Annotated in this window: 19 protein-coding genes; 4 read left to right on the top strand and 15 right to left on the bottom strand. The window is 71.4% G+C overall.

Annotated features, from left to right (window positions below; translation table 11 throughout):
• The first annotated feature begins 58 nt into the window (after positions 1 to 58).
• Positions 59 to 400: an RNA polymerase-binding protein RbpA gene (locus ADK66_RS29795; RefSeq protein ID WP_007460094.1), complete on the top strand. Its 342-nt coding sequence runs from the start codon at positions 59 to 61 to the stop codon at positions 398 to 400.
• 65 nt (positions 401 to 465) lie between these two features.
• On the opposite strand, the gene ADK66_RS29800 is transcribed toward ADK66_RS29795, so the two are convergent.
• From ADK66_RS29800 to ADK66_RS29840, 9 genes are all read right to left on the bottom strand, one after another.
• The gene (locus tag ADK66_RS29800) at positions 466 to 996 is read right to left on the bottom strand and encodes an FxsA family protein (RefSeq protein ID WP_053661224.1); all 531 of its coding nucleotides are present in this window, start codon (positions 994 to 996) and stop codon (positions 466 to 468) included.
• 66 nt (positions 997 to 1,062) lie between these two features.
• Positions 1,063 to 1,872, bottom strand: coding sequence for a polyprenol monophosphomannose synthase (locus ADK66_RS29805; protein WP_053661226.1), 810 nt, complete (start codon positions 1,870 to 1,872; stop codon positions 1,063 to 1,065).
• Positions 1,873 to 1,905: 33 nt separating this feature from the next.
• Positions 1,906 to 3,603, bottom strand: coding sequence for an apolipoprotein N-acyltransferase (lnt, locus tag ADK66_RS29810; protein WP_053661430.1), 1,698 nt, complete (start codon positions 3,601 to 3,603; stop codon positions 1,906 to 1,908).
• Between the two features lie 485 nt (positions 3,604 to 4,088).
• Positions 4,089 to 5,426 (bottom strand): glutamate mutase L, encoded by a 1,338-nt coding sequence (locus tag ADK66_RS29815; RefSeq protein WP_053661227.1) that lies wholly within the window; start codon positions 5,424 to 5,426, stop codon positions 4,089 to 4,091.
• 41 nt (positions 5,427 to 5,467) lie between these two features.
• Complete coding sequence (locus ADK66_RS29820) at positions 5,468 to 5,875, bottom strand: hotdog domain-containing protein (RefSeq protein ID WP_053661229.1); 408 nt, start codon at positions 5,873 to 5,875, stop codon at positions 5,468 to 5,470.
• Positions 5,872 to 6,621: an OAM dimerization domain-containing protein gene (locus tag ADK66_RS29825; RefSeq protein ID WP_082377749.1), complete on the bottom strand. Its 750-nt coding sequence runs from the start codon at positions 6,619 to 6,621 to the stop codon at positions 5,872 to 5,874. Before ADK66_RS29825 ends, ADK66_RS29820 begins: the two co-directional genes overlap by 4 nt.
• Entirely contained in the window at positions 6,618 to 8,177 is a 1,560-nt protein-coding gene (locus tag ADK66_RS29830; protein ID WP_053661232.1) for a lysine 5,6-aminomutase subunit alpha, read from the bottom strand. The genes ADK66_RS29825 and ADK66_RS29830 overlap by 4 nt, the downstream gene beginning before the upstream one ends.
• A gap of 22 nt (positions 8,178 to 8,199) precedes the next feature.
• Positions 8,200 to 9,765: an amidohydrolase gene (locus ADK66_RS29835; RefSeq protein WP_053661234.1), complete on the bottom strand. Its 1,566-nt coding sequence runs from the start codon at positions 9,763 to 9,765 to the stop codon at positions 8,200 to 8,202.
• A 4-nt stretch (positions 9,766 to 9,769) separates the two neighbouring features.
• Positions 9,770 to 10,819 carry a zinc-binding alcohol dehydrogenase gene (locus ADK66_RS29840; protein WP_197281695.1) on the bottom strand — a complete coding sequence of 350 codons (1,050 nt, stop codon included), beginning with the start codon at positions 10,817 to 10,819 and terminating at the stop codon, positions 9,770 to 9,772.
• 153 nt (positions 10,820 to 10,972) lie between these two features.
• Here ADK66_RS29840 and ADK66_RS29845 point away from each other — a divergent pair, with 153 nt between their 5' ends.
• Positions 10,973 to 12,379: a KamA family radical SAM protein gene (locus ADK66_RS29845; RefSeq protein WP_053661237.1), complete on the top strand. Its 1,407-nt coding sequence runs from the start codon at positions 10,973 to 10,975 to the stop codon at positions 12,377 to 12,379.
• 278 nt (positions 12,380 to 12,657) lie between these two features.
• Here ADK66_RS29845 and ADK66_RS29850 read toward each other — a convergent pair whose 3' ends face one another.
• The 3 genes from ADK66_RS29850 to ADK66_RS29860 form a co-directional block, all read right to left on the bottom strand.
• Entirely contained in the window at positions 12,658 to 13,320 is a 663-nt protein-coding gene (locus ADK66_RS29850) for a polysaccharide deacetylase family protein (protein WP_082377750.1), read from the bottom strand.
• Positions 13,321 to 13,654: 334 nt separating this feature from the next.
• The gene (locus ADK66_RS29855) at positions 13,655 to 13,996 is read right to left on the bottom strand and encodes a YnfA family protein (protein ID WP_053661239.1); all 342 of its coding nucleotides are present in this window, start codon (positions 13,994 to 13,996) and stop codon (positions 13,655 to 13,657) included.
• Between the two features lie 71 nt (positions 13,997 to 14,067).
• Positions 14,068 to 14,262, bottom strand: a complete 195-nt coding sequence (locus tag ADK66_RS29860) for a CsbD family protein (protein ID WP_053661241.1) — start codon at positions 14,260 to 14,262, stop codon at positions 14,068 to 14,070.
• Between the two features lie 157 nt (positions 14,263 to 14,419).
• On the opposite strand from ADK66_RS29860, the gene ADK66_RS29865 reads away from it, so the two are divergent.
• Positions 14,420 to 15,031, top strand: a complete 612-nt coding sequence (locus ADK66_RS29865; RefSeq protein ID WP_053661243.1) for a histidine phosphatase family protein — start codon at positions 14,420 to 14,422, stop codon at positions 15,029 to 15,031.
• On the opposite strand, the gene ADK66_RS29870 is transcribed toward ADK66_RS29865, so the two are convergent.
• From ADK66_RS29870 to ADK66_RS29880, 3 genes are all read right to left on the bottom strand, one after another.
• The gene (locus ADK66_RS29870) at positions 14,961 to 15,467 is read right to left on the bottom strand and encodes an Lrp/AsnC family transcriptional regulator (RefSeq protein WP_053661246.1); all 507 of its coding nucleotides are present in this window, start codon (positions 15,465 to 15,467) and stop codon (positions 14,961 to 14,963) included. The genes ADK66_RS29865 and ADK66_RS29870 overlap by 71 nt on opposite strands.
• 73 nt (positions 15,468 to 15,540) lie before the next feature.
• A complete protein-coding gene (locus ADK66_RS29875) occupies positions 15,541 to 16,683 on the bottom strand; it encodes an acyl-CoA dehydrogenase family protein (protein ID WP_053661248.1) in 1,143 nt (380 codons plus the stop codon).
• Positions 16,680 to 17,789 carry a Xaa-Pro peptidase family protein gene (locus ADK66_RS29880; protein ID WP_053661250.1) on the bottom strand — a complete coding sequence of 370 codons (1,110 nt, stop codon included), beginning with the start codon at positions 17,787 to 17,789 and terminating at the stop codon, positions 16,680 to 16,682. The genes ADK66_RS29875 and ADK66_RS29880 overlap by 4 nt, the downstream gene beginning before the upstream one ends.
• A 201-nt stretch (positions 17,790 to 17,990) precedes the next feature.
• On the opposite strand from ADK66_RS29880, the gene ADK66_RS29885 reads away from it, so the two are divergent.
• Entirely contained in the window at positions 17,991 to 19,361 is a 1,371-nt protein-coding gene (locus ADK66_RS29885) for a glycosyl hydrolase family 18 protein (protein WP_053661252.1), read from the top strand.
• Positions 19,362 to 19,385 lie beyond the last annotated feature (24 nt).

Here is a 19,385-nt window from a genome sequence, read left to right on the forward strand (position 1 = left end):
GACGGGAACCCACCGTTACACCCGGAAGACCAGCACCACGAACGAGGGGAAGTCGATCATGGGCGAGCGTATGCTGCGCGGAAGCCGGCTAGGCGCGGTCAGCTACGAATCCGACCGCAACACGGAGCTCGCGCCGCGTCAGACCCGCGAGTACCTGTGTGCCAAGGGCCACCAGTTCGAGGTGCCGTTCGCCGTCGACGCCGAGGTCCCGACGACCTGGGAGTGCAAGTTCGACGGCAGCGTCGCCCGACTCGTCGACGGCAACGAGCCGGAGCAGAAGAAGGCCAAGCCGCCGCGTACCCACTGGGACATGCTGCTGGAGCGGCGCTCGATCGCCGAGCTCGAGGACATCCTCGCCGAACGGCTCCAGGAAGTTCGCACCCGCCGCGGCCGCGCCTGAGCAAGCCGCACCACACGCGTCGGCGCCCCCGGGGAATTCCCCGGGGGCGCCGACGTATCTGTGCCTCAGTTACGCGGGCCGGGCTCGACGATCTCACCCTCGATGGCCCGACCGCCGTCCACCACGACCGGCGGCGGCTCCGGCTGCGGACGTGGCGTCGGTTGCGGCGCGCCCTGGCGCACCCGCACCGTACGCGGCCCGAACAGGTCACCGGCGACCATCGACGACACCCGCCGCTCGGCGGTGCGTTGCACCCCGGCGCGGGCCAGACGACGCAGCGGCGGCACCATCAGCAACAACCCGACCAGGCCACTGACCAGCCCGGGAACCGCCAGCAGCAGCGCACCGGCCAACCCGACAAGGCCGTCGGTGACCTGCCGCCCCGGGGGCTGCCCGGCCTGCGCGGCCGTCCGGAAGCCCCGCCACGCGCGCATCCCCTCACGGCGCAGCAGCACCAACCCCAGCAGAGACGCGGCGAACACCACAAGCACCGCCGCACCGAACCCCACCGCCCGCCCCAACAGGACGAACGCCGCCACCTCCACAAGCACCGCCAGCAGCAGGGCAACCGGTACGAACCTCAGTCCTCGCCGCATCTCACCTCATCGCTAATTGGGCGGCACACCCACACGCGCCGCACATCCAGCATGACACGGCCGTGCTCACGGCCACCGCACCTGACCTGTGGAGGTGCCGTTGAGGCCACGCCGTACCGCCTGACGGCGGTCCTGCACACCCCACCTGGTGATCCGCCACAACGCCTCGGCGACGATGCGTGGGCTCATCTTGCTGTCCCCGTGCTCCCGCTCGGCGAACGTGATCGGCACCTCGACGATCCGCACACCGGCCTGGTGGGCCAGACGGGACAACTCCACCTGGAACGAGTAGCCCTGGGAGCAGACCGACTCCAGGTCGATGGCGTCCAGGGCGCTGATCCGGTACACCCGGTAGCCGCCCGTCGCGTCGGACACGGGCATGCCCAGCGCGAGGCGCGCGTACAGGTTGCCGCCACGCGACAGCAGCAGACGCCGCAGCGGCCAGTTCACCACCCGCGCCCCGCTGGTCCAGCGGGACCCGATCACCACGTCGGCGTCGCGGGCGGCCTCCAGCAGCGCCGGCAGGTCCTCGGGGGCGTGCGAGCCGTCGGCGTCCATCTCCACGACCGCGTCGTAGCCGCGCTCGCGCGCCCACCCGAAACCGGCCAGGTACGCCGCGCCGAGGCCCTGCTTGCCCTCACGGTGCAGAACCCGCACATGCGGGTCGTTCTCGGCCAGAGCGTCGGCGATCGCGCCGGTGCCGTCGGGGCTGTTGTCGTCGGCGATGAGGATCCGCACGGCGGGCGCGGCACGGCGGACCCGGCCCACGATCGCCGCCACGTTGTCGGCCTCGTTGTAGGTGGGGATCACCACCAGCACCTGACCCACGCCGGGCACCTCGTCGGGTCGCCGGATCGTATCGGTCGCCTGGATCACGGTTCCTCCGCTCCGCCGGCGTACCGGCTGCTGCTATCCGGGCACGACCCGCTGCCGGCGGCGCAGCACCCCCGCGCCGACCAGGGCTGCCACTGCCAACCCGGCCAGGGCCAGCTCCGGCCACCAACCGAGACGGGTGGCGAGGGTCCGTCCGTCGTGCAGCCGCAGCTCCCGCACCACGACCTCCCGGGTGTTGAACCCGGTGGCGTCGCTTACCCGCCCGTCGGGGGCGACGAACCCGGACACCCCGACAGTGGACGCCATCAACGCCGGCAGGCCGTGCTCCACCGCCCGCAACCGCACCATCGCCAACTGCTGGCGGGCCTCGGCCACATCGAACGTCGCGTTGTTCGTCTGCACCACAAGCAGCTGCGCGCCGCCGGTGACGGTGTCGCGGACCACCTCGTCGTAGGCCACCTCGAAGCAGATGACATCACCCAGGACGATCGGGCCGGCGCGTACCACGCCCGGGGTGCTTCCGGGTACGAAGTCGTTGCGGACCAGGTCGACCTTGTCGCTGACCATCCGGGCGATGTCGCGCAGCGGCACGTACTCGGCGAACGGCACCGGGTGCCGCTTCGTGTAGAGCTGCGACATGTCCGCCCCGGTGTCGGGCTGCCACAGGATGCCCGCGTTGCGGACCTGCCCCGGGCCGGGGCCGAGCAGCACCGCGCCGACCAGGATGGGTGCGCGGATCGTGTCGGCGGCCTGGGAGATGCGGGCCCCGGCGGTGGGGTTGCGCAGCGGGTCGATGTCGCTGGAGTTCTCCGGCCACACCACAAGGTCGGGTTGGCGTTGCGTACCGGCGGCGACCTGAGCGGCCAACTCGATTGTGGCGTCGACGTGGTTGTTGAGCACCGCCTGGCGCTGGGCGTTGAAGTCCAGCCCGAGGCGGGGGACGTTGCCCTGCACGATGGCCACGGTGACGGGCGCGCCGCTGCCCGTGGCGGCGAGCGGCACGAGCAGGCCCGCGGCGACCACTGCCACCGCGGCGACGGCCGGCGCGATCACCGGCGCCCACCGCCGCGCGGGCGCAGCCCCGGTAAGGGCGTTGCCGTCCGGCGCGGGGTCGCGCCCGTCGGTGTCGGCTGGTGCGGTGTCGGCTGGTGTTTGGCGGGCGGCCCTGAGGGTGGTCCAGGCGTGCCACGCGGCGGTGACCAGCAGCCCGCCGGTGAGGGCCACCGCGAAGGTGACAAGCGGAGCGCCGCCCAGCGCGGCCAGCCGCAGCAGCGGGGAGTCGTCCTGGCTGAACGCCAGCCGCCCCCACGGGAACCCGCCGAACGGCGTACGGTCGCGCAGCGCCTCCTGTCCGACCCAGAGCAGCCCGGTCAGCGCCGGCCACGCCCAGCGGCCACGGTCGGCCAGCGGCGACACCCAGGCGGTGGCCGCGCCCAGCAGGGCCAGGTAGCCGGCCTGAAGCAGCGACAGCAGCACCCACGGCAGGTAGCCGGTGTGCAGGTTCGTCCAGGACAGCAGCGGCGCGAACAGCGCCACCCCGGTGAGGAAGCCCACGCCGGCGCCGGCGCGCAACCTGCGGCGGTGCGCGGCGGCGGCCAGCAACGCCACCCCGACGGGCGCGAGCGGCCACATCCCGTACGGCGGGAACGCCAACAGCAGCGCCAGACCGGCGACGACGGCCATCGGCGCGGCGACCTTCAGCGGCAGCGGCCGCCCCGCGGCAACCGGAGGCGGCGGCACCGCCGGGGAGTGGGTCTCGTCCCGGTCCAGCATCGTCACCGCAGCATCCCCTCGATCACGGGGCGAAGGCTACCTGGCCGGGCGGCACATCGGCCGCATCGGGCTGCCGGGGACAGACCACCCGGCGGACATGAAATCGGGGCGCGGCTCGCGCCGCGCCCCGATGCTCCCAGGCCCTCCCCGGCCGGTGTGGCGAGGACGAGGAGCGCCGACCTTCGGACCGACCGGACGCGGACTGGCTGCCCCCGCCGGGCCGTTGTCTACTGGCCGTGCACCTCACCCTGCCCGTACACCGGTAACCGCGACCGGTTCGCGCCGCCCCGCCGACCCCCGCCCGCTGGACCTGGCCGCTGCGACGATCACGCTCAACTGTCGCTCGGCCAGCGGACGAAGGGACGAAGCGAACAACAGCCGCTTCCCGTGGTAGGACTCAAAGACGGTACGTGCCGACCCCCGCCTCCTGTCAACCCACCCCCGGCCTGTCGTGTGATGTACCACGGCGTGTCGGCCGGTGTTTCTCACTGCGTGCCCAGATGGTGGCGCAGCAGTGCCCCCGCCGCCGCCCGGTGCTCCTCGGCGAGCAGCCCGCCGGCGGCCAACACGTAGTCCACGTCCACCACGGCGCGGGCCGCCCGCGGCAGCGCCCACCCGCCGGCGTGGTCGGCGAGGACCGCCGCCAGCACCTCAGCGGACACCGGCGCGGCAGCGTGCCGCAGCACCCCACCGGAGCCCACCAGCAGCCTCACGTCGCGCAGATCCCGGCCGGCGCGTTCCCCAGTTGCGGCCCCACGGGCGTGCCGCCGCAACGCGACGGTCGCGGCGAGCGTGGCGATACGCCGGTCCACGGCCCGCTCGGCGTCGTCGCCGGCCAGGAACGCCGGGTCGGCGGCCCGCCGTTCCGCCGCGACCGCCAGATCGTCGGCGTCGGCGGCGGCCAGCAGCCGCTCCTCGACAGCGGCGCGCACCACACCGGGGGCGCTCCACCGCATACCCAGGTCACCCTCGACGGTGCGGGCCCGCCACAGGCTCCCGGCCACCTCACGGCCCGGCCCAGCGGCCCGCTCGTCGGGGGTGAGCACCGAATACACGTCGGTGGTGGCCCCACCCACGTCGACCACCGCGAGGTCCCCGCCGATCGTGTCGGCGAGCACCTCCACACCGGTGAGCACGGCGTCGGGGGTGGCCGCGCGCACCAACCGGGCGAACCGGCCGCCCTTGGACAGCCGTTTACCGCCGATGACGTGGCGCAGGAACACCGCCCGGATCGCCGCCCGCGCCGACGCGGGCGCCAGCACACCGATGCGGGGCAGCACGTTGTCCGCGCCCGTCACCGGCACCCCGGCGGCCTCCAACAGCCCTGTCAACTCGCCGCGCACGTCACCGTTGCCCGCCAGCACCACAGGTATCCGGAAGCGGGCCCGGGCCAGCCGTGTGGCGTTGTGGGTGATCGTGTCGGCGTCACCACCGTCGGTACCACCCACGAGCAGCACCACATCCGGTCGGGCCGCGCGCAACGCCGCCAGATCTGCCCCACCGAGGCGCCCGGCGGCAACGTGCACCACGTGCGCCCCGGCGGACAACCCGACCCGCCGACCCGCCTGCGCCGTGACCAGCGGCTCGTAGCCGACCACGGCAAGCCGCAGCCCACCGCCGGCCGACGAGCACACGTACCACGGCACGTCACCCACGCCCAGCCCGGCGGTCGCCGCCGCGACCGCGGCGTCCAGGCCCCGCAGCACGTCGCTGCCCACCGTCGTGGGAGCGGCCGCCGCACCCACCAGCACACCGGCGACCAGATCCACCACTGCCGCCTTGGTGTACGTCGAGCCGACGTCCGCGCAGACCGCCAGGGTCACAGGCCTCCCCTGTTCGCGACTGCGGGGCTCGCAACCCCGGCTCACTCCTCGCGACTCGCACCTGCGGCGGGAACGACCACGGTGCCGGTCGCGGTGACCGCCACGATCGGCGGGTCGAGGACCTCGGCGGCGGACTCGGAGCGGTCCGGGCGGCCCCGGCACACCACCGCGCAGCTCAACTCCAGGGTGCGGCTGCGCGAGCCCACCTTCGACACCCGCGCCGTCACCTCCACCACGTCACCGGCGCGGATCGGCGCGAGGAACCGCACATCGGCGTACCCGGCGAACAGACCCTCGTCGCCGTCGGTACGGATGCACACCTCAGTGGCCACGTCACCGAACAACCCGAGGGCGTACGCCCCGTCGACGAGGTTGCCGGCGTAGTGGGCGTGCGCGTACGGCACATACCGCCGGTGCGTCACCGTCAACCCGAGCCTGGAGTCGGTCATGCCATCGCCTTCCGCTGCGTGATCAGGGCGTGCACGAGGTAACTGGCCACCTCGCCGGGCGTGGTGCCCCGACCGAAGATCCGGTCCACACCCAACTCGTCGGTCATCGACTCGTCGAACCGGGGACCACCGACGATCAGCAACGGCCGACGGCCCGCCGGCATCGCCTCCCGGAACGCCGCCGACATCTCCCGGGTGTTGTGCAGGTGCGCGTCGCGCTGGGTGACGACCTGCGACACGAGCACCGCGTCGGCCTTCTCCACCCGCGCGGCCTCCACCAGCTCCGGCACGCTGACCTGCGCACCCAGGTTGGTGACCTTCAACTCCCGGTAGTACTCCAGGCCCTTCTCCCCCGCGATGCCCTTCACGTTGAGGATCGCGTCGATGCCCACGGTGTGCGCGTCGGTGCCGATGCACGCCCCCACCACCGACAGCTTGCGCCGCAGTCGCTGCTTCACCACAGTGTTGACCTCCTTGGCCGACAGCAGCGCGAAGTCCCGCTCCACCACCTGCACCGCGTCCAGGTCCACCAGGTGGTTCACCCGCCCGTACACGACGAAGAACGTGAACCCGTCGCCCATCGGTTTGGCGTGCACCACCATCGCCGGGTCGATGCCCATCCGGTTGGCCAACTGCACCGCCGCGCCCTCGGCCCGTTTGTCGTGCGGCACCGGCAGCGTGAACGACACCTGCACCATCCCGTCACCTGTGGTGTCCCCGTACGGCCGCACGATCTGCCCACTCACGCCGCCGCCTCCAGGATCTCGGTGGCCGGGTTGCAGTAGTCCGCCTCGTGTGCGGCGACCCCCGCGAGGCCCTTACCCCGGTCAGCGGGCCGTTTCATGATCCCGAACGTGCCCTCGGCGATCGCCGTGAGAAGCGTCTGCTCCCCGATGCGCTCCAACAGGTCCAGCGCCTCACCGAGAACCTGGTTGGCCCGGCGGCGGATGAACCCGCCCGGCGCCGGCACGAAGTCCTCGTGCAACCCGCCGGCCGCGCCCAGCACGTACCGCACGTTCTGCAGGGCGATGTCCCGGTCCGACAGCCACGGCGTCACCACCGCCTCGGTCATCATCCCCACCAGCAGGATGCCCTGCCCGGTCAGCGCGCCCGCAAGGTTGAAGAACCCGTCCAGCAGGTTGCCCCGGAAAACGTCACCTGTCATGTGCTTCGTCGGCGGCATCCACTTCAGTGGCGCATCCGGGAACAACTCCCGGGCCAACAGGGCGTGCGCCAACTCCAACCGGAACGACTCCGGCACCTCCGGGTTGATCTCGAACGCGTGCCCCAGGCCCAACTGCCAGTCCGCCAACCCCGCCTCGTGGGCGAAGAACTCGTTGAGCAGCTGCGAAACCGTCACCGTGTGCGCCTCGTCGACCGCGTCGGCGGTCGTCAGGTAGTTGTCCTCACCGGTGTTGATGATGATCCCCGCGCGAGCGTGCACCTGCCGGGAGAACCGCTGGTCCACGAACGTACGGATCGGGTTGATGTCGCGGAACAGGATCCCGTACATCGAGTCGTTGAGCATCATGTCGAGGCGTTCCAACCCGGCAAGGGTCGCCATCTCCGGCATGCACAACCCCGACGCGTAGTTGGTCAACCGCACGTAGCGGCCCAACTCCTTCGACGACTCGTCCAACGCCGCCCGCATCAGCCGGAAGTTCTCCTGCGTGGCGTACGTGCCCGCGAACCCCTCCCGCGTCGCGCCCTCGGGAACGTAGTCCAGCAGCGACTGCCCCGTGGAGCGGATCACCGCGATCACGTCCGCGCCCGCCCGCGCCGCCGCCTGCGCCTGCGGGATGTCCTCGTAGATGTCGCCGGTCGCCACGATCAGGTAGATCCACGGCCGCTGCGCCGGGTCACCGTGCCGCTTGACGAGCCGGTCCCGCTCCGCACGTCGCCTGTCGATGCGCCGTACACCTGCTCCGACGGCCTTGCGCGCCGCGGACCGGGCTGTCGTCGCGGCCCGGCCGGTCGGCACGGCGAAACGCACCGACCCGGCAGCCGCCTTCTGCGCCAGCAACGTCACGTCGGTGATGCCCTCACGGGCGAGGGCGTCGAACACCGGTACCGCCACACCGTGGCCCAACCCGATGTCCGCGACGACCGCGTCGACGAGCCGGTTCACCCACGGAATGCCGTCCGGGTCGGCGCCGCTCACCCCGGCCAGCCGCAGCACGGCCCTCTCCACCGACACAGTGGTGTGGCTACGGGCCAGGTCCACCACCGGCTGTCCGGCCCGACGCGCCAACTCCCGCGCCCGCGCCACAAGCACCGGATCAAGATCAAGCTTTCCGGTCACGCCACACCGCTCATCTGCTCGCTCACGACGACCCTTCCTCGTAGATGACCTCACCGCGCAGCACCAGACGCCGGCACACAGGCAGCGGCGTCGGATCGTCCGGACCCCGCAACTCCGGATCCTCGGCCAGCAACACCGGCAGACCCCGATCCACACCTGCCGGCGTCGACCACACCGCGAACGTCGCCGGCGCCCCCAACGCCAGCACCCCCTCGACGTCCAGGTGCACCGCCCGCCACCCACCACGGGTGTGCGCCGCGAACGCCGACCGCACACCCATCCGCTGCGCCGGATTGTGGTGCGCCGCCGCCGCCCGCACCGACCCCCACGGATCCAGCGGCGTCACCGGCGAATCCGACCCGAACGCCAACGCCACACCCACCGAATGCATCGCACCCATCGGGTTGGACTCCAACGACCGGTCCAACCCCAACCGCGACTCGTACATCCGGCCCGCGCCACCCCACAACCTGTCGAACGCCGGCTGCATGCTCGCCACGACCCCGTACTCCACGAACCCGGCGATCAACCGCTTACTCATGATCTCCGCGTGCTCGATGCGGTGCCGAGCAGCCCGCAGCCGCTCCACACCCACCGCCCGCGCCGCCGCCGCGAAACCGTCGAGAACCGTGCCGATCGCCGCGTCACCGATCGCGTGGAACCCTCCCTGCATGCCATGCGCCGCACAGTCCAGCAGATGATCACGCACCTGCTCCGCCGACAGGTACCCGTGCCCACACCCGTCACCATCGCCGTACGGCTGCGACACGTGCGCCGTCCGCGACCCCAACGCCCCATCGGCGAACAGGTCACCACCAGCGCCCACCGCACCCAACTCCCGGGCCCGCGCCGCGCCACCCAGCTCACCCCAGTACCCGTACACCTCCGGCAACCCATCACCGGAGATGCCCAGCAGACCGGTGAAGTCCTCCTCGTCGGAGATCTCCGGCCCACCGCACTCGTGCACCGCCGCGATACCCAGCGACGCCGCGTGCGCGAGCGCCACCCGCTGCGCGGCCACCCGCTGCGCACGACTCACCGACCCCTGCGCCGCCGCCCGCACCACATGATGCGCGTCGCGCCGCAACCAACCCGACGCGTCGAAGCCGGCCGCGTCGGCCGCCTGCGGGCACGCCGCCAGCAGCGCCGACGACACCAACGCCGAATGGATCGACGCCTGCGACAGATACACCCGCCGACCGTCGGCCGCCCGGTCCAGCGCCGCCGCATCCGGCAACGTCGCGTCCGACCAGCCCGACTCGTCCCAGCCGTGCCCCAACACCACAGCGTCCACCGGCAGCCCCGCCGCGTACGTTGCCACCGCGTCGAGCAACTGCCCCGCCGACCGCACCCCGGACAACTCCAGCCCGGACAGCGTCAACCCGGTGTCGGTGGCATGCACGTGGGCGTCGACGAACGCCGGCGTCACCAGCGCACCATCGAGATCCACCACCCGGTCGGCAGGCGGCGCGTCACCGTCAATGCCCAACCAGGCGATCCGCCCACCGGAGACCAACAGCGCGGTAGCGCTCGGATCAGCGGGACAGTGCAGCACACCGCCGCGGTACAACGTCGAGGGGTTCGTCATGACCTCAGTCTGCCGCCACCCGCGCCGCGAAGAGCCGACGCACCCCCGGCTCGGCACGCAGCAACCCCAACGCCAACTCCGCGTGCCCCGGCACGTAGCCGTTGCCCACAAGCATCGTCACGTCCGCCGCCAACCCCTCGGCGCCCAACGCCGCCGCGGAGAAGCTCGTCGCCATCGAGAAGAAGACCACAGTGCCACCGTCAGCCGTGGACAGCACCGCCCCGTGCTCACAGCCCGGCACGTCCACGCACACCACAGTCACGTCCGCCGGGGCACCCAGCGCCGTCGTCACCGCCGTCGACAACCCCACCGGATCCCGCGCGTCGGCCAACGCCACCACCGACGCAAGATCGGCCGCCACCAGCGCGTCACGCTCCGCCGCGACCGGCACCACCCCGACGGTACGCGCCGCACCCGCACGTCGCGCCGCCGCAAGCGACAGCGACCCGCTCTTGCCCGCCCCGCCGATCACCGCCACCCGCACCGGCGTCGGATCACCTGCACGGCTCCGATCCTCGACGTAGCGCGCCACCACCCGCGCGGTCAACGCCGGCGCCCCGCACACGTCGAGCACCGCCAGGGACAACTGCGGGTCCTCGTCCTCGGGCAGCACCGCCGCGATGGAACGGGCGAACAGGATCGCCCACCCGTCGCACGGCACCTGCTCGCTGCGCCCGTCCCAGCGGGCCAGCCCGTCGGTCACCACAAGCGGCGTCAACGTGAGCGACACAAGCGTGGCGACCCGCTCCCCCGCCTTGAGCCCCAGCGGGGAACGCCGACCGGCTTCCTCGACAGTGCCGATCAGCATCCCGCCGGACCCGGTCACCGGGTTCTGCATCTTGCCCCGCGTCGAAATGATCTCCAGTACCTCGGCGCGGACGGCGTCCCCGTCGCCACCGTGCTTCTCCGACAACTGCCGGAAGCTCGCCGCGTCCAGGTTGAGTCGCTGCACCCGGATCCGCACCTCGTTCGGGGCGATCGCGGCGGACGTGTCAAGCCGCCAGGCCGCCTGCGGCAGCACCCCCGCTGGCTCCACGACGCGGTGCAGTCCCACCGGTGACGTCACGCCGACCTCCCCTGCCCAGCCGTCCGAAGCCCCGGTCAAGGCTCGCGTAACGGGAAAACTTACGGCAGACTAATTTCTTTGCCGGATATTTTCCAGTAGCCTTCGAGCCTCATGATCAGCCACGAGCACCGAGGAGGGGCCGTGACCCAGACCCAACCGGTCGAGACCATCGCTCAACCACGTCACGCCCCGGTCGCCGTGCCGAGCGCCGGGCAGCCGTACGAATACCGCCGCCAGCCGCTTGTCGAACCCGACTGGACCCGCTTCCCCGGCTGGCGCCACGTCACCCGCGACCAGTGGGAATCCGCCCAGTGGCAGCGCGTCAACTGCGTCAAGAACGTCAAGCAACTACGCGCCGTCCTCGGCGACCTCGTCGACGAGAGCTTCTACGCCGACGTCCAGGCCGACCAGCAGGCACTGGCCACCATGTCGATGCTCGTACCACCCCAAATGATCAACACGATGGTGCCGTTCGCGCCGCCCACCACCGAGGCGCTGCTCGCCGACCCCATCCGCCGCTACATGATCCCGGTCGCCTCCGACCGCCGCACCGACTGGCCGTCACACCCCTACGCCAGCCGTGACTCCCTGCACGAGCACGACATGTGGGTCGCCGAAGGCCTCACCCACCGCTACCCCACAAAGGTCCTCGCCGAACTGCTCTCCACCTGCCCGCAGTACTGCGGGCACTGCACCCGCATGGACCTCGTCGGCAACTCCACCCCCGCCGTCGACAAACTCAAGCTCACCCTCAAGCCCGTCGACCGCTACGACGCCCACATCAGCTACCTCAAGGCCCACCCCGGCGTCCGCGACGTCGTCGTCTCCGGCGGCGACGTGGCAAACGTCCCCTGGCGCAACCTCGAGTCGTACCTGATGCGCCTCCTGGAACTGGAGACGGTCCGCGACATCCGGCTCGCCACCAAGGCCCTCATGGGCCTCCCCCAGCACTGGCTGCAGCCCGACGTCGTCGAAGGGCTGGAGCGGGTGGCCCGTACCGCCGCCCGCCGCGGCGTCAACCTCGCCATCCACACCCACGTCAACCACGCCCAGTCGCTCACCCCTCTGGTCGCCAAGGCCGCACAGACCGCCCTCGACGTCGGCGTACGCGACGTCCGCAACCAGGGCGTCCTCATGCGCGGCGTCAACGCCACCACACCCGAGCTGCTCGACCTCTGCTTCGCGCTCCAGGGCGAGGCCGGGATCCTGCCGTACTACTTCTACATGTGCGACATGATCCCCAACGCCGAACACTGGCGGGTCCCCGTCTGGCACGCTCAGCAACTCCAGCACGACATCATGGGCTACCTGCCCGGCTACGCCACCCCACGCATCGTCTGCGACGTGCCCTTCGTCGGGAAGCGGTGGGTGCACATGCTCACCGACTACGACCGCGACCGCGGCATCTCCTACTGGACCAAGAACTACCGGACCTCCATCGAGTCGGCAGACCTGGAGGCCCTCAACAAGCGCTACGCCTACTACGACCCGATCGACACCCTGCCCGACAGCGGGCAGCAGTGGTGGACCGACCACCGCGACGACTGATCCACCACCCGGAGCGCCTGTTGCGCCGCGAGGGCGCCCGGTGCCGCGGGCCGTCGGCTGTCAGCCGTCGTAGGCATCGGCCGTCGTAGGCGACGGCGACGTAGGTCTGCGGCGAGCGTGATACCTCTGCGTCATCAATATGACTCTGCGGTATCACGCTCGCCCATCAAGCCCGCTGGCCGTGCTTGCCGCAATGGCTGGCATGAACGCATACGGCCTCGGCGGCAAGGTCGACCCGCCGCTGCATCCTCCCTGCTCGGCCAGCAGCCGCCGGACTCTCAGCCGCCGGTCAGGACCTCCGACAGCGTCGCTGGCACCAGGCCCCGCTCGCGCAACCCGGCCAGGATGTGCGGCAACGCCTCGTCGGTCATCGAGGCGTTCGCCTCGGTCACGTGCATGATCACGATCGACCCGGGGCGCGCCTTGTCCAGCACCGCGCGCACCAGTGGCTGCCACGCCTCGGCGAACGGATCACCGCTGACCACGTCCCCGTCGACAACCGTCAGCCCGAGCGGAGCGAGCGCGTCCAGCGCAGCCTTGTCGTGGCACAGGCCCGGAAAGCGGAAGTACCGGGTCTGCCGACCCCCGTACGGCTCGATCACCCGGAACGTCTTCGCCACGTCCTCGGTCATGCCCCTCGCCGGCAACCGGGGAAGGCCGTAGCAGTCCCCCGTGAACGCCAGGTGCCCGTACGTGTGGTTGGCCAGCTCGAACCGCGGATTGCCGGCGATCCGCCGAGTCACCTCCGGATAGCGCTGCACCCACTTGCCGGTCAGGAAGAACGTCGCCGGCACCTGCTCCCGCTCCAGCAGGTCAAGGATGCGCAGGTTGGCGTACGACCGCACCCGGCCGCTGCGCAGACTGTGCAGCATCCCGTCGGTCATGTCCGCGTCGAACGTCAACGCCACCCGGTTGCCGACACGCGGCCCGTGATCGACCACCGGTGGCCTGATCCCCGTCGGCGTCGCACCCGGAACACCAGTCGGCTGCGGGCTCACCGGCGCCGCGACAGCGCCCGACGGCGAAGCCGAAACCGCCGGGATCGAAGCCGCCGGAGCAGGGACCGCCGGCGGCGAAGCGCCCGACGGGGCGACCGAAGCACCGGACGGGCTCACGAAGACCGGCGAGGACGCCCGGGAGGGCGAGGTGCCGCAAGCCGTGACGCCGAGCACGGCACCTGCCGCCAGAACACCTGCCAGAAGCCGGAGCCGAAAGTGGATCACGCAGCGGATCATGACAGACGCGAAAGGGACTCGGTGTCCCCCGCTCAGCCGCCTACACGGAACCGCCTCGCGGCGCGTACATGATGACGGCGACACCGAGCAGACACAGCACCGCACCCGTGACGTCCCACCGGTCCGGGCGGAAACCGTCGACCACCATCGCCCAGCCCAACGAGCCCGCCACGAACACCCCGCCGTAGGCGGCCAGGATCCGGCCGAAGTTCGCATCCGGCTGGAACGTCGCCACGAAGCCGTAGCAGCCCAACGCCACCACACCGGCGACGATCCACCACAGGCCGCGCTGCTCCCGCCAGCCCTGCCAGACCAGCCAGGCGCCACCGATCTCGGCCAGCGCCGCGAGCGCGAACAACACAAGCGAACGAAGCACCGTCACCCGGCGACAGTAGCCGCAGCACCACGGGTCCCCGGGCCGTCGTACGCCCGGGGACCCGTGGACAGCTCAGGTCACTTGGTGAAGGAGTCCTTCGCGTTGCGACCCGCGTCCTTCATGTTCTGACCGGCCTGCTTGGCGCGCGCCTCGCTCTTCTCGCTGGCGCCCTCGCCCCGCATCCGCTCGTTGTCGGTCATGTCGCCAACGCGCTCCTTCGCGGCGCCGGCCATCTGCTCAACCTTGTTACGTGCCTTCTCGGTGAAGCTCATCGCGCCTCCTCGGTCTGGCGACTGTCCCCACCCGCTTGCCCGGTCTCTGGGTGCCGAAACCGGCGGTGCCGCTCGGCACAACCCGTAAGGCATCCTAGGAAGATAGGTGGGATGGTGGAGCCGCATGCCTCCGTCCGCACGGTGGTTAACTGGCCGGATGGGAGAGCTCCTGCTGATCCGGCACGGCGAGACCACCTGGAGTGCCGCCCGCCGGCACACCTCGTACACCAATCTGGAGCTGACCCCCGACGGTGAGCGCCAGGCCCGCACCCTCGCGGCGTTTCTGGCCGGCAGGCGGTTCGCCACGGTGCTGAGCAGCCCTCGCACGCGGGCCCTGCACACCGCGCAGCTGGCAGGGCTCACCGTCGACGGCGTCGACGAGGATCTCGTCGAGTGGAACTACGGCGAGTACGAGGGGCGCACCACCGTCGACATCCACTCCGACCAGCCGCAGTGGAACATCTGGACCGACGGCTGCCCCGGCGGTGAATCACCCGCCCAGGTGGGCGCCCGGCTCGACCGGGTGCTGGCCCGGGCCACGCCGCTGCTGGACCAGGGCACCGTAGCCCTTGTCGGTCACGCGCACAGCCTGCGGGTCCTCGGCGCCCGCTGGGTCGGCCTGCCCCCGTCCGCAGGCGGCCTCCTGCGGCTGGACACCGCCACCGTCAGCGCGCTCGGTCACGAGCACGGACGGCGGGTCATCCTTCGGTGGAACCAGCCGACTCCGCCGGCACCCGGGACCGCGACCGACTCGGTCCCCCCGCGCTGATCTTCGGCGGCCGGCTCTCGTACGGGGTGGACAACACCACCGTCGTCCGGGTCGTCACGCTCGCCGAGGTGCGGATCTCCTGTAACACCCGCTCCAGGTCAGCCGGGCTGGCCACCCGCACCAGCAGCATGTAGAAGTCCTCCCCCGCCACCGAATAGCACGAGTCGATCTCGGGCAGGTGGGCCAGCCGCTCCGGCGCGTCGTCCGGCTGCGACGGGTCGAACGGCCGGATCGCCACGAACGCCGTCAACGGCAGGTCCAGCGCCTCGAAGGAGACCTTGGCGGCGTACCCCTTGATCACCCCGCGCTGCTCCAGCCGGCGCACCCGCTGGTGCACGGCGGACACCGACAACCCCACCTTCTCGGCCAGGTCGGTGTACGACAGGCGGCCGTCAGCGGTGAGCGCGGCGAGGACAGCGCGGTCGATCTCTTCCACGGCGAGCAACCTACCGGGAAAACGGCCCGACGGCGACGGGCACGGCGAAGCCGCCGCACCCGTCGCAGCCCGCTCAGCCCTTCGCCAGCGACCGGGAAATCACCAACCGCTGGATCTGGTTGGTGCCCTCCACGATCTGCAACACCTTCGCCTCACGCATGTAGCGCTCCACCGGGTGGTCAGCCACGTAGCCGGCACCACCGAGCACCTGCACCGCGTCGGTGGTCACCCGCATCGCCATGTCGGTGGCGAACAGCTTGGCCTTGGCCGCCTCGATCGAGTACGGCCGCCCGGCGTCGCGCAGCCGCGCCGCCGCAAGGGTCAGCGCGCGGGCCGCCGAAATCTGCGTCGCCGCGTCGGCGAGACCGAACCCGAGACCCTGGAAGTCGATGATGGCGCGGCCGAACTGCTGGCGCTCCCGGGCGTAGGAGACCGCGTAGTCGAGCGCGGCCTGGGCCAGCCCGACCGCGCAGGCAGCGATGCCGAGCCTCCCCGAGTCCAACGCGGACATCGCGATCGTGAAGCCCGCGCCCTCGCCCCCGACGAGCCGGTCGGCCGGCACCCGGGCCTGGTCGAAGACGATCTGCGCCACCGGCGAGGACCGCAATCCCATGGTCCGCTCGGCCGCCTGCGGCGCGATGCCCGGCGTCGCGGCGTCGGCGACCACGCAGGAGATCCCTTTTGGACCCGGGCCTCCGGTGCGGCAGAACACGTTGTAGAAGTCGGCGTTCCGGGCGTGGGTGATCCACGCCTTGGTGCCGGAGAGGACGTACGCGTCGCCGTCGCGGACCGCCCGGGTGGTCAGCGCCGCAGCGTCGGAGCCGCCCTGCGGCTCGGAGAGGCAGTACGCCCCGAGCAGTTCACCGCCGAGCATGTCCGGCAGCAGCTTGCGCTGCTCGTCGGTGCCGAACGCGGCCACCGGATAGCAGGACAGGGTGTGCACGCTCACCGCCTCGGCGACCGCGAGCCACCGGCTGGCCAGGATCTCCAGCACCTGGAGGTACACCTCGTAGGGCTGGGCTGCCCCGCCGTACTCCTCGGGGTAGGGCAGGCCGAGCAGGCCGGCCCTACCGATGGTGCGCAGCACGTCGCGGGGGAACTCGGCGCGTTCCTCGAAGCCGGCGGCCTTGGGTGCGAGCTCCCGGTCGGCGAGCTCGGTGGCGAGGTCCAGCAGGTCGTGGGCCTCGTCGGTGGGGAGGATCCGGTCGACAGTCATAAGGCGATGAGCTCCGTGGGGGTGGTATTGAGCCGTTGCACGCCGTCCGTTGTGCAGACGACGATGTCCTCGATGCGGGCGCCGTGTCGGCCCGCGAGGTAGATGCCCGGTTCGATGGAGAATGCCATCCCGGGTTCCAGGGGCCTGTCGTTGCCAGCGACCAGGTAGGGCTCCTCGTGACCGTCCAGCCCGATGCCGTGGCCGGTGCGGTGCAGGAACGCGGGGCCGTAGCCGGCGGCGGCGATCGGTTCCCGGGCCGCGGCGTCGGCCCCCGCGCCGGTGACCCCGGGTCGCACGGCCGCCACCGCCGCGCGTTGGGCGTCGCGCAGCACCGCGTAGTAGTCCAGGAACTCGGCCGGCGCCGGCCCGCCCGCCACGTAGGTGCGGGTGCAGTCGGAGCGGTAGCCCGACGGCATCGTGCCGCCGATGTCGACAACCACCGGTTCGCCGGCGCCGATCGGCCGGTTCGAGGTGCCGTGGTGCGGGCTCGCCCCGTTGGGACCGGCGGCCACGATGACGAAGTCGACGCTGACGTGCCCGGCGGCCCGGATCGCGGCGGCGATGTCGGTGGCCACCTCGGCCTCGGTGCGGCCGGGGCGCAGCCATTCGCCCATCCGCAGGTGCACCTCGTCGATGGCCACGCCGGCCTCGGCGAGCGCCGCGACCTCCGCCGGGGACTTACGGATGCGCAGCTCGCGCAGCACCTCGGAGGCGAGCCGCTGCGCGGCGCCGGGCAGCACCGCGCGCAGTGCGAGAACCTGCTCGGCCCACATCCGGTCGGCCAACCCCACCGATGCCGGCGGGCCGTCGAGGGCTGCCACCACAAGGGGGTACGGGTCGACGCCGTCGGCGTGGTCGACGATGCGCAGGCCGGTGGCCGGTGACGCCTCGGCGGCCGGACGTTCCAGGGTCGGCACGATGAGCGTGGGCTCACCCTCGGCGGGCAGCACCAGGCAGGTGAGCCGCTCCCCCGCGTGTGCGTCGTAGCCGGTCAGATAGCGCAGGTCGGAACCGGGGGTGAGCACCAGCGCGTCCAGACCGGCGGCCGCTGTGGCGCGCTGCGCGGCGATCAACCGGTCGGACGGGTACAGCTCGTCGATTCCCACCTCGTCAGCTTAACGGTCGTTTGGGCATCCCCAGAAGCCGCGCGGGGTCCGCCGTGGGAAATCCACCGGGGTTGATTGACGCCGACAGTTAACACTCTTTAAGATTTGGCTGCCTCGAGGCCATACCCGCGTTTTCGCACCTCCCGCCCGTGACAACCCTGCGCGGGCGGGCGTCGTCCCCCGCCCGGGAAGGCCCCACCGATGCCCTCAACACTGCGCCGCGCGCTCACCGCCGGCCTGCTCGCGCTGGCCACCGCCGGCGCCACCCTCACCCTCGTCCCCACCGCCGCGCAGGCCGCCGTACTGCCCAACAACTTCAAGAGCGTCGGCTACCTGCCCTCGTGGGCCGGCAACGTCAACACCATCCAGTACAACAAACTCACCCACATCAACTACGCCTTCGTGCTGCCCAACAACGACGGCAGCCTGCGCCCTGTGGAGAACCCCAGCAAGCTCTCCTCGCTGGTCTCGCTCGGGCACGCCAACAACGTCAAGGTGTCGATCGCTGTCGGCGGCTGGAACGACGGCAACGACTCGGCCTTCGAAGCCCTCGCCGCCAACGCAGGTACCCGGACCGCCTTCGTCAACAACCTCGTCAACTTCGTCAACCAGTACAACCTCGACGGTGTCGACATGGACTGGGAATACCCGGACCCGGGGACCTCGGCCAACAACTACACCCAGCTCATGACCCAGCTCGGCAGCGCACTGCACAGCAGGGGCAAGCTCCTCACCGCCGCCGTGGTCTCCGAGGGCACCTACGTGCAGGGCGTACCCACCGCCGTCTTCGCCCAGGTCGACTGGCTCAACATCATGGCGTACGACGGCGGCAGCCCACACGCCAACTACGACTGGTCGATCGCCAGCATCAACCTGTGGAAGTCGCGCGGCCTGCCCGCCAGCAAGGCAGTGCTCGGCATCCCGTTCTACAGCCGCCCCGGCTACTACACGTACTCGGCGCTTGTCGGCATGGACCCGGCCAACGCCAACCGGGACTGCGCCACCGTCAGCGGCGTGCAGCAGTGCTACAACGGCATCCCGACGGTCAAGCGCAAGACCCAGTGGGCGCTCGCCAACGCCGGCGGCGTCATGAACTGGGAACTGTCGCAGGACACCACGGGCTCGACCTCGCTTGTCAGCGCCATGTACGACACCATCATGGGCGGCACCACCCCGCCGCCGAGCGGGCGTACCGGCCGGATCACCGGGATCGGCGGCAAGTGCGTCGACGTGGCCTCCGCGAGCACCGCCAACGGAACCGCAGTGCAGCTGTGGGCCTGCAACGGCACCAACGCGCAGACCTGGACGGTGGCCGGTGACAGCACCCTGCGGGCGCTCGGCAAGTGCGCCGACATCACCAGCGGCTCCACCGCCAACGGCGCGAAGATCCAGCTCTGGGACTGCAACGGCACCGGAGCCCAGGTCTGGCAGGCGCAGTCCGACGGCACGCTGCGCAACCCGCAGTCCAACAAGTGCCTGGACGCCAGCGACAACAGCTCCGCCGACGGCACCCGGTTGCAGATCTGGGACTGCTTCGCCGGCGCCAACCAGCGCTGGACGCTTCCCGCCTGACGGCACGGTCCGTGAGATCCCCGG

The organism is Micromonospora sp. NRRL B-16802 (assembly GCF_001279555.1).
Lineage (GTDB): Bacteria > Actinomycetota > Actinomycetes > Mycobacteriales > Micromonosporaceae > Micromonospora > Micromonospora profundi.

Excerpts from the sequence above, each read along its gene's own strand:
- ADK66_RS29800 (WP_053661224.1), bottom strand. The coding sequence starts at position 996 with ATGCGGCGAGGACTGAGGTTCGTACCGGTTGCCCTGCTGCTGGCGGTG.
- ADK66_RS29795 (WP_007460094.1), top strand. The coding sequence starts at position 59 with ATGGGCGAGCGTATGCTGCGCGGAAGCCGGCTAGGCGCGGTCAGCTAC.
- ADK66_RS29875 (WP_053661248.1), bottom strand. The coding sequence starts at position 16,683 with ATGACTGTCGACCGGATCCTCCCCACCGACGAGGCCCACGACCTGCTG.
- ADK66_RS29885 (WP_053661252.1), top strand. The coding sequence starts at position 17,991 with ATGCCCTCAACACTGCGCCGCGCGCTCACCGCCGGCCTGCTCGCGCTG.
- ADK66_RS29865 (WP_053661243.1), top strand. The coding sequence starts at position 14,420 with ATGGGAGAGCTCCTGCTGATCCGGCACGGCGAGACCACCTGGAGTGCC.
- lnt (WP_053661430.1), bottom strand. The coding sequence starts at position 3,603 with ATGCTGGACCGGGACGAGACCCACTCCCCGGCGGTGCCGCCGCCTCCG.
- ADK66_RS29835 (WP_053661234.1), bottom strand. The coding sequence starts at position 9,765 with ATGACGAACCCCTCGACGTTGTACCGCGGCGGTGTGCTGCACTGTCCC.
- ADK66_RS29820 (WP_053661229.1), bottom strand. The coding sequence starts at position 5,875 with ATGACCGACTCCAGGCTCGGGTTGACGGTGACGCACCGGCGGTATGTG.
- ADK66_RS29860 (WP_053661241.1), bottom strand. The coding sequence starts at position 14,262 with ATGAGCTTCACCGAGAAGGCACGTAACAAGGTTGAGCAGATGGCCGGC.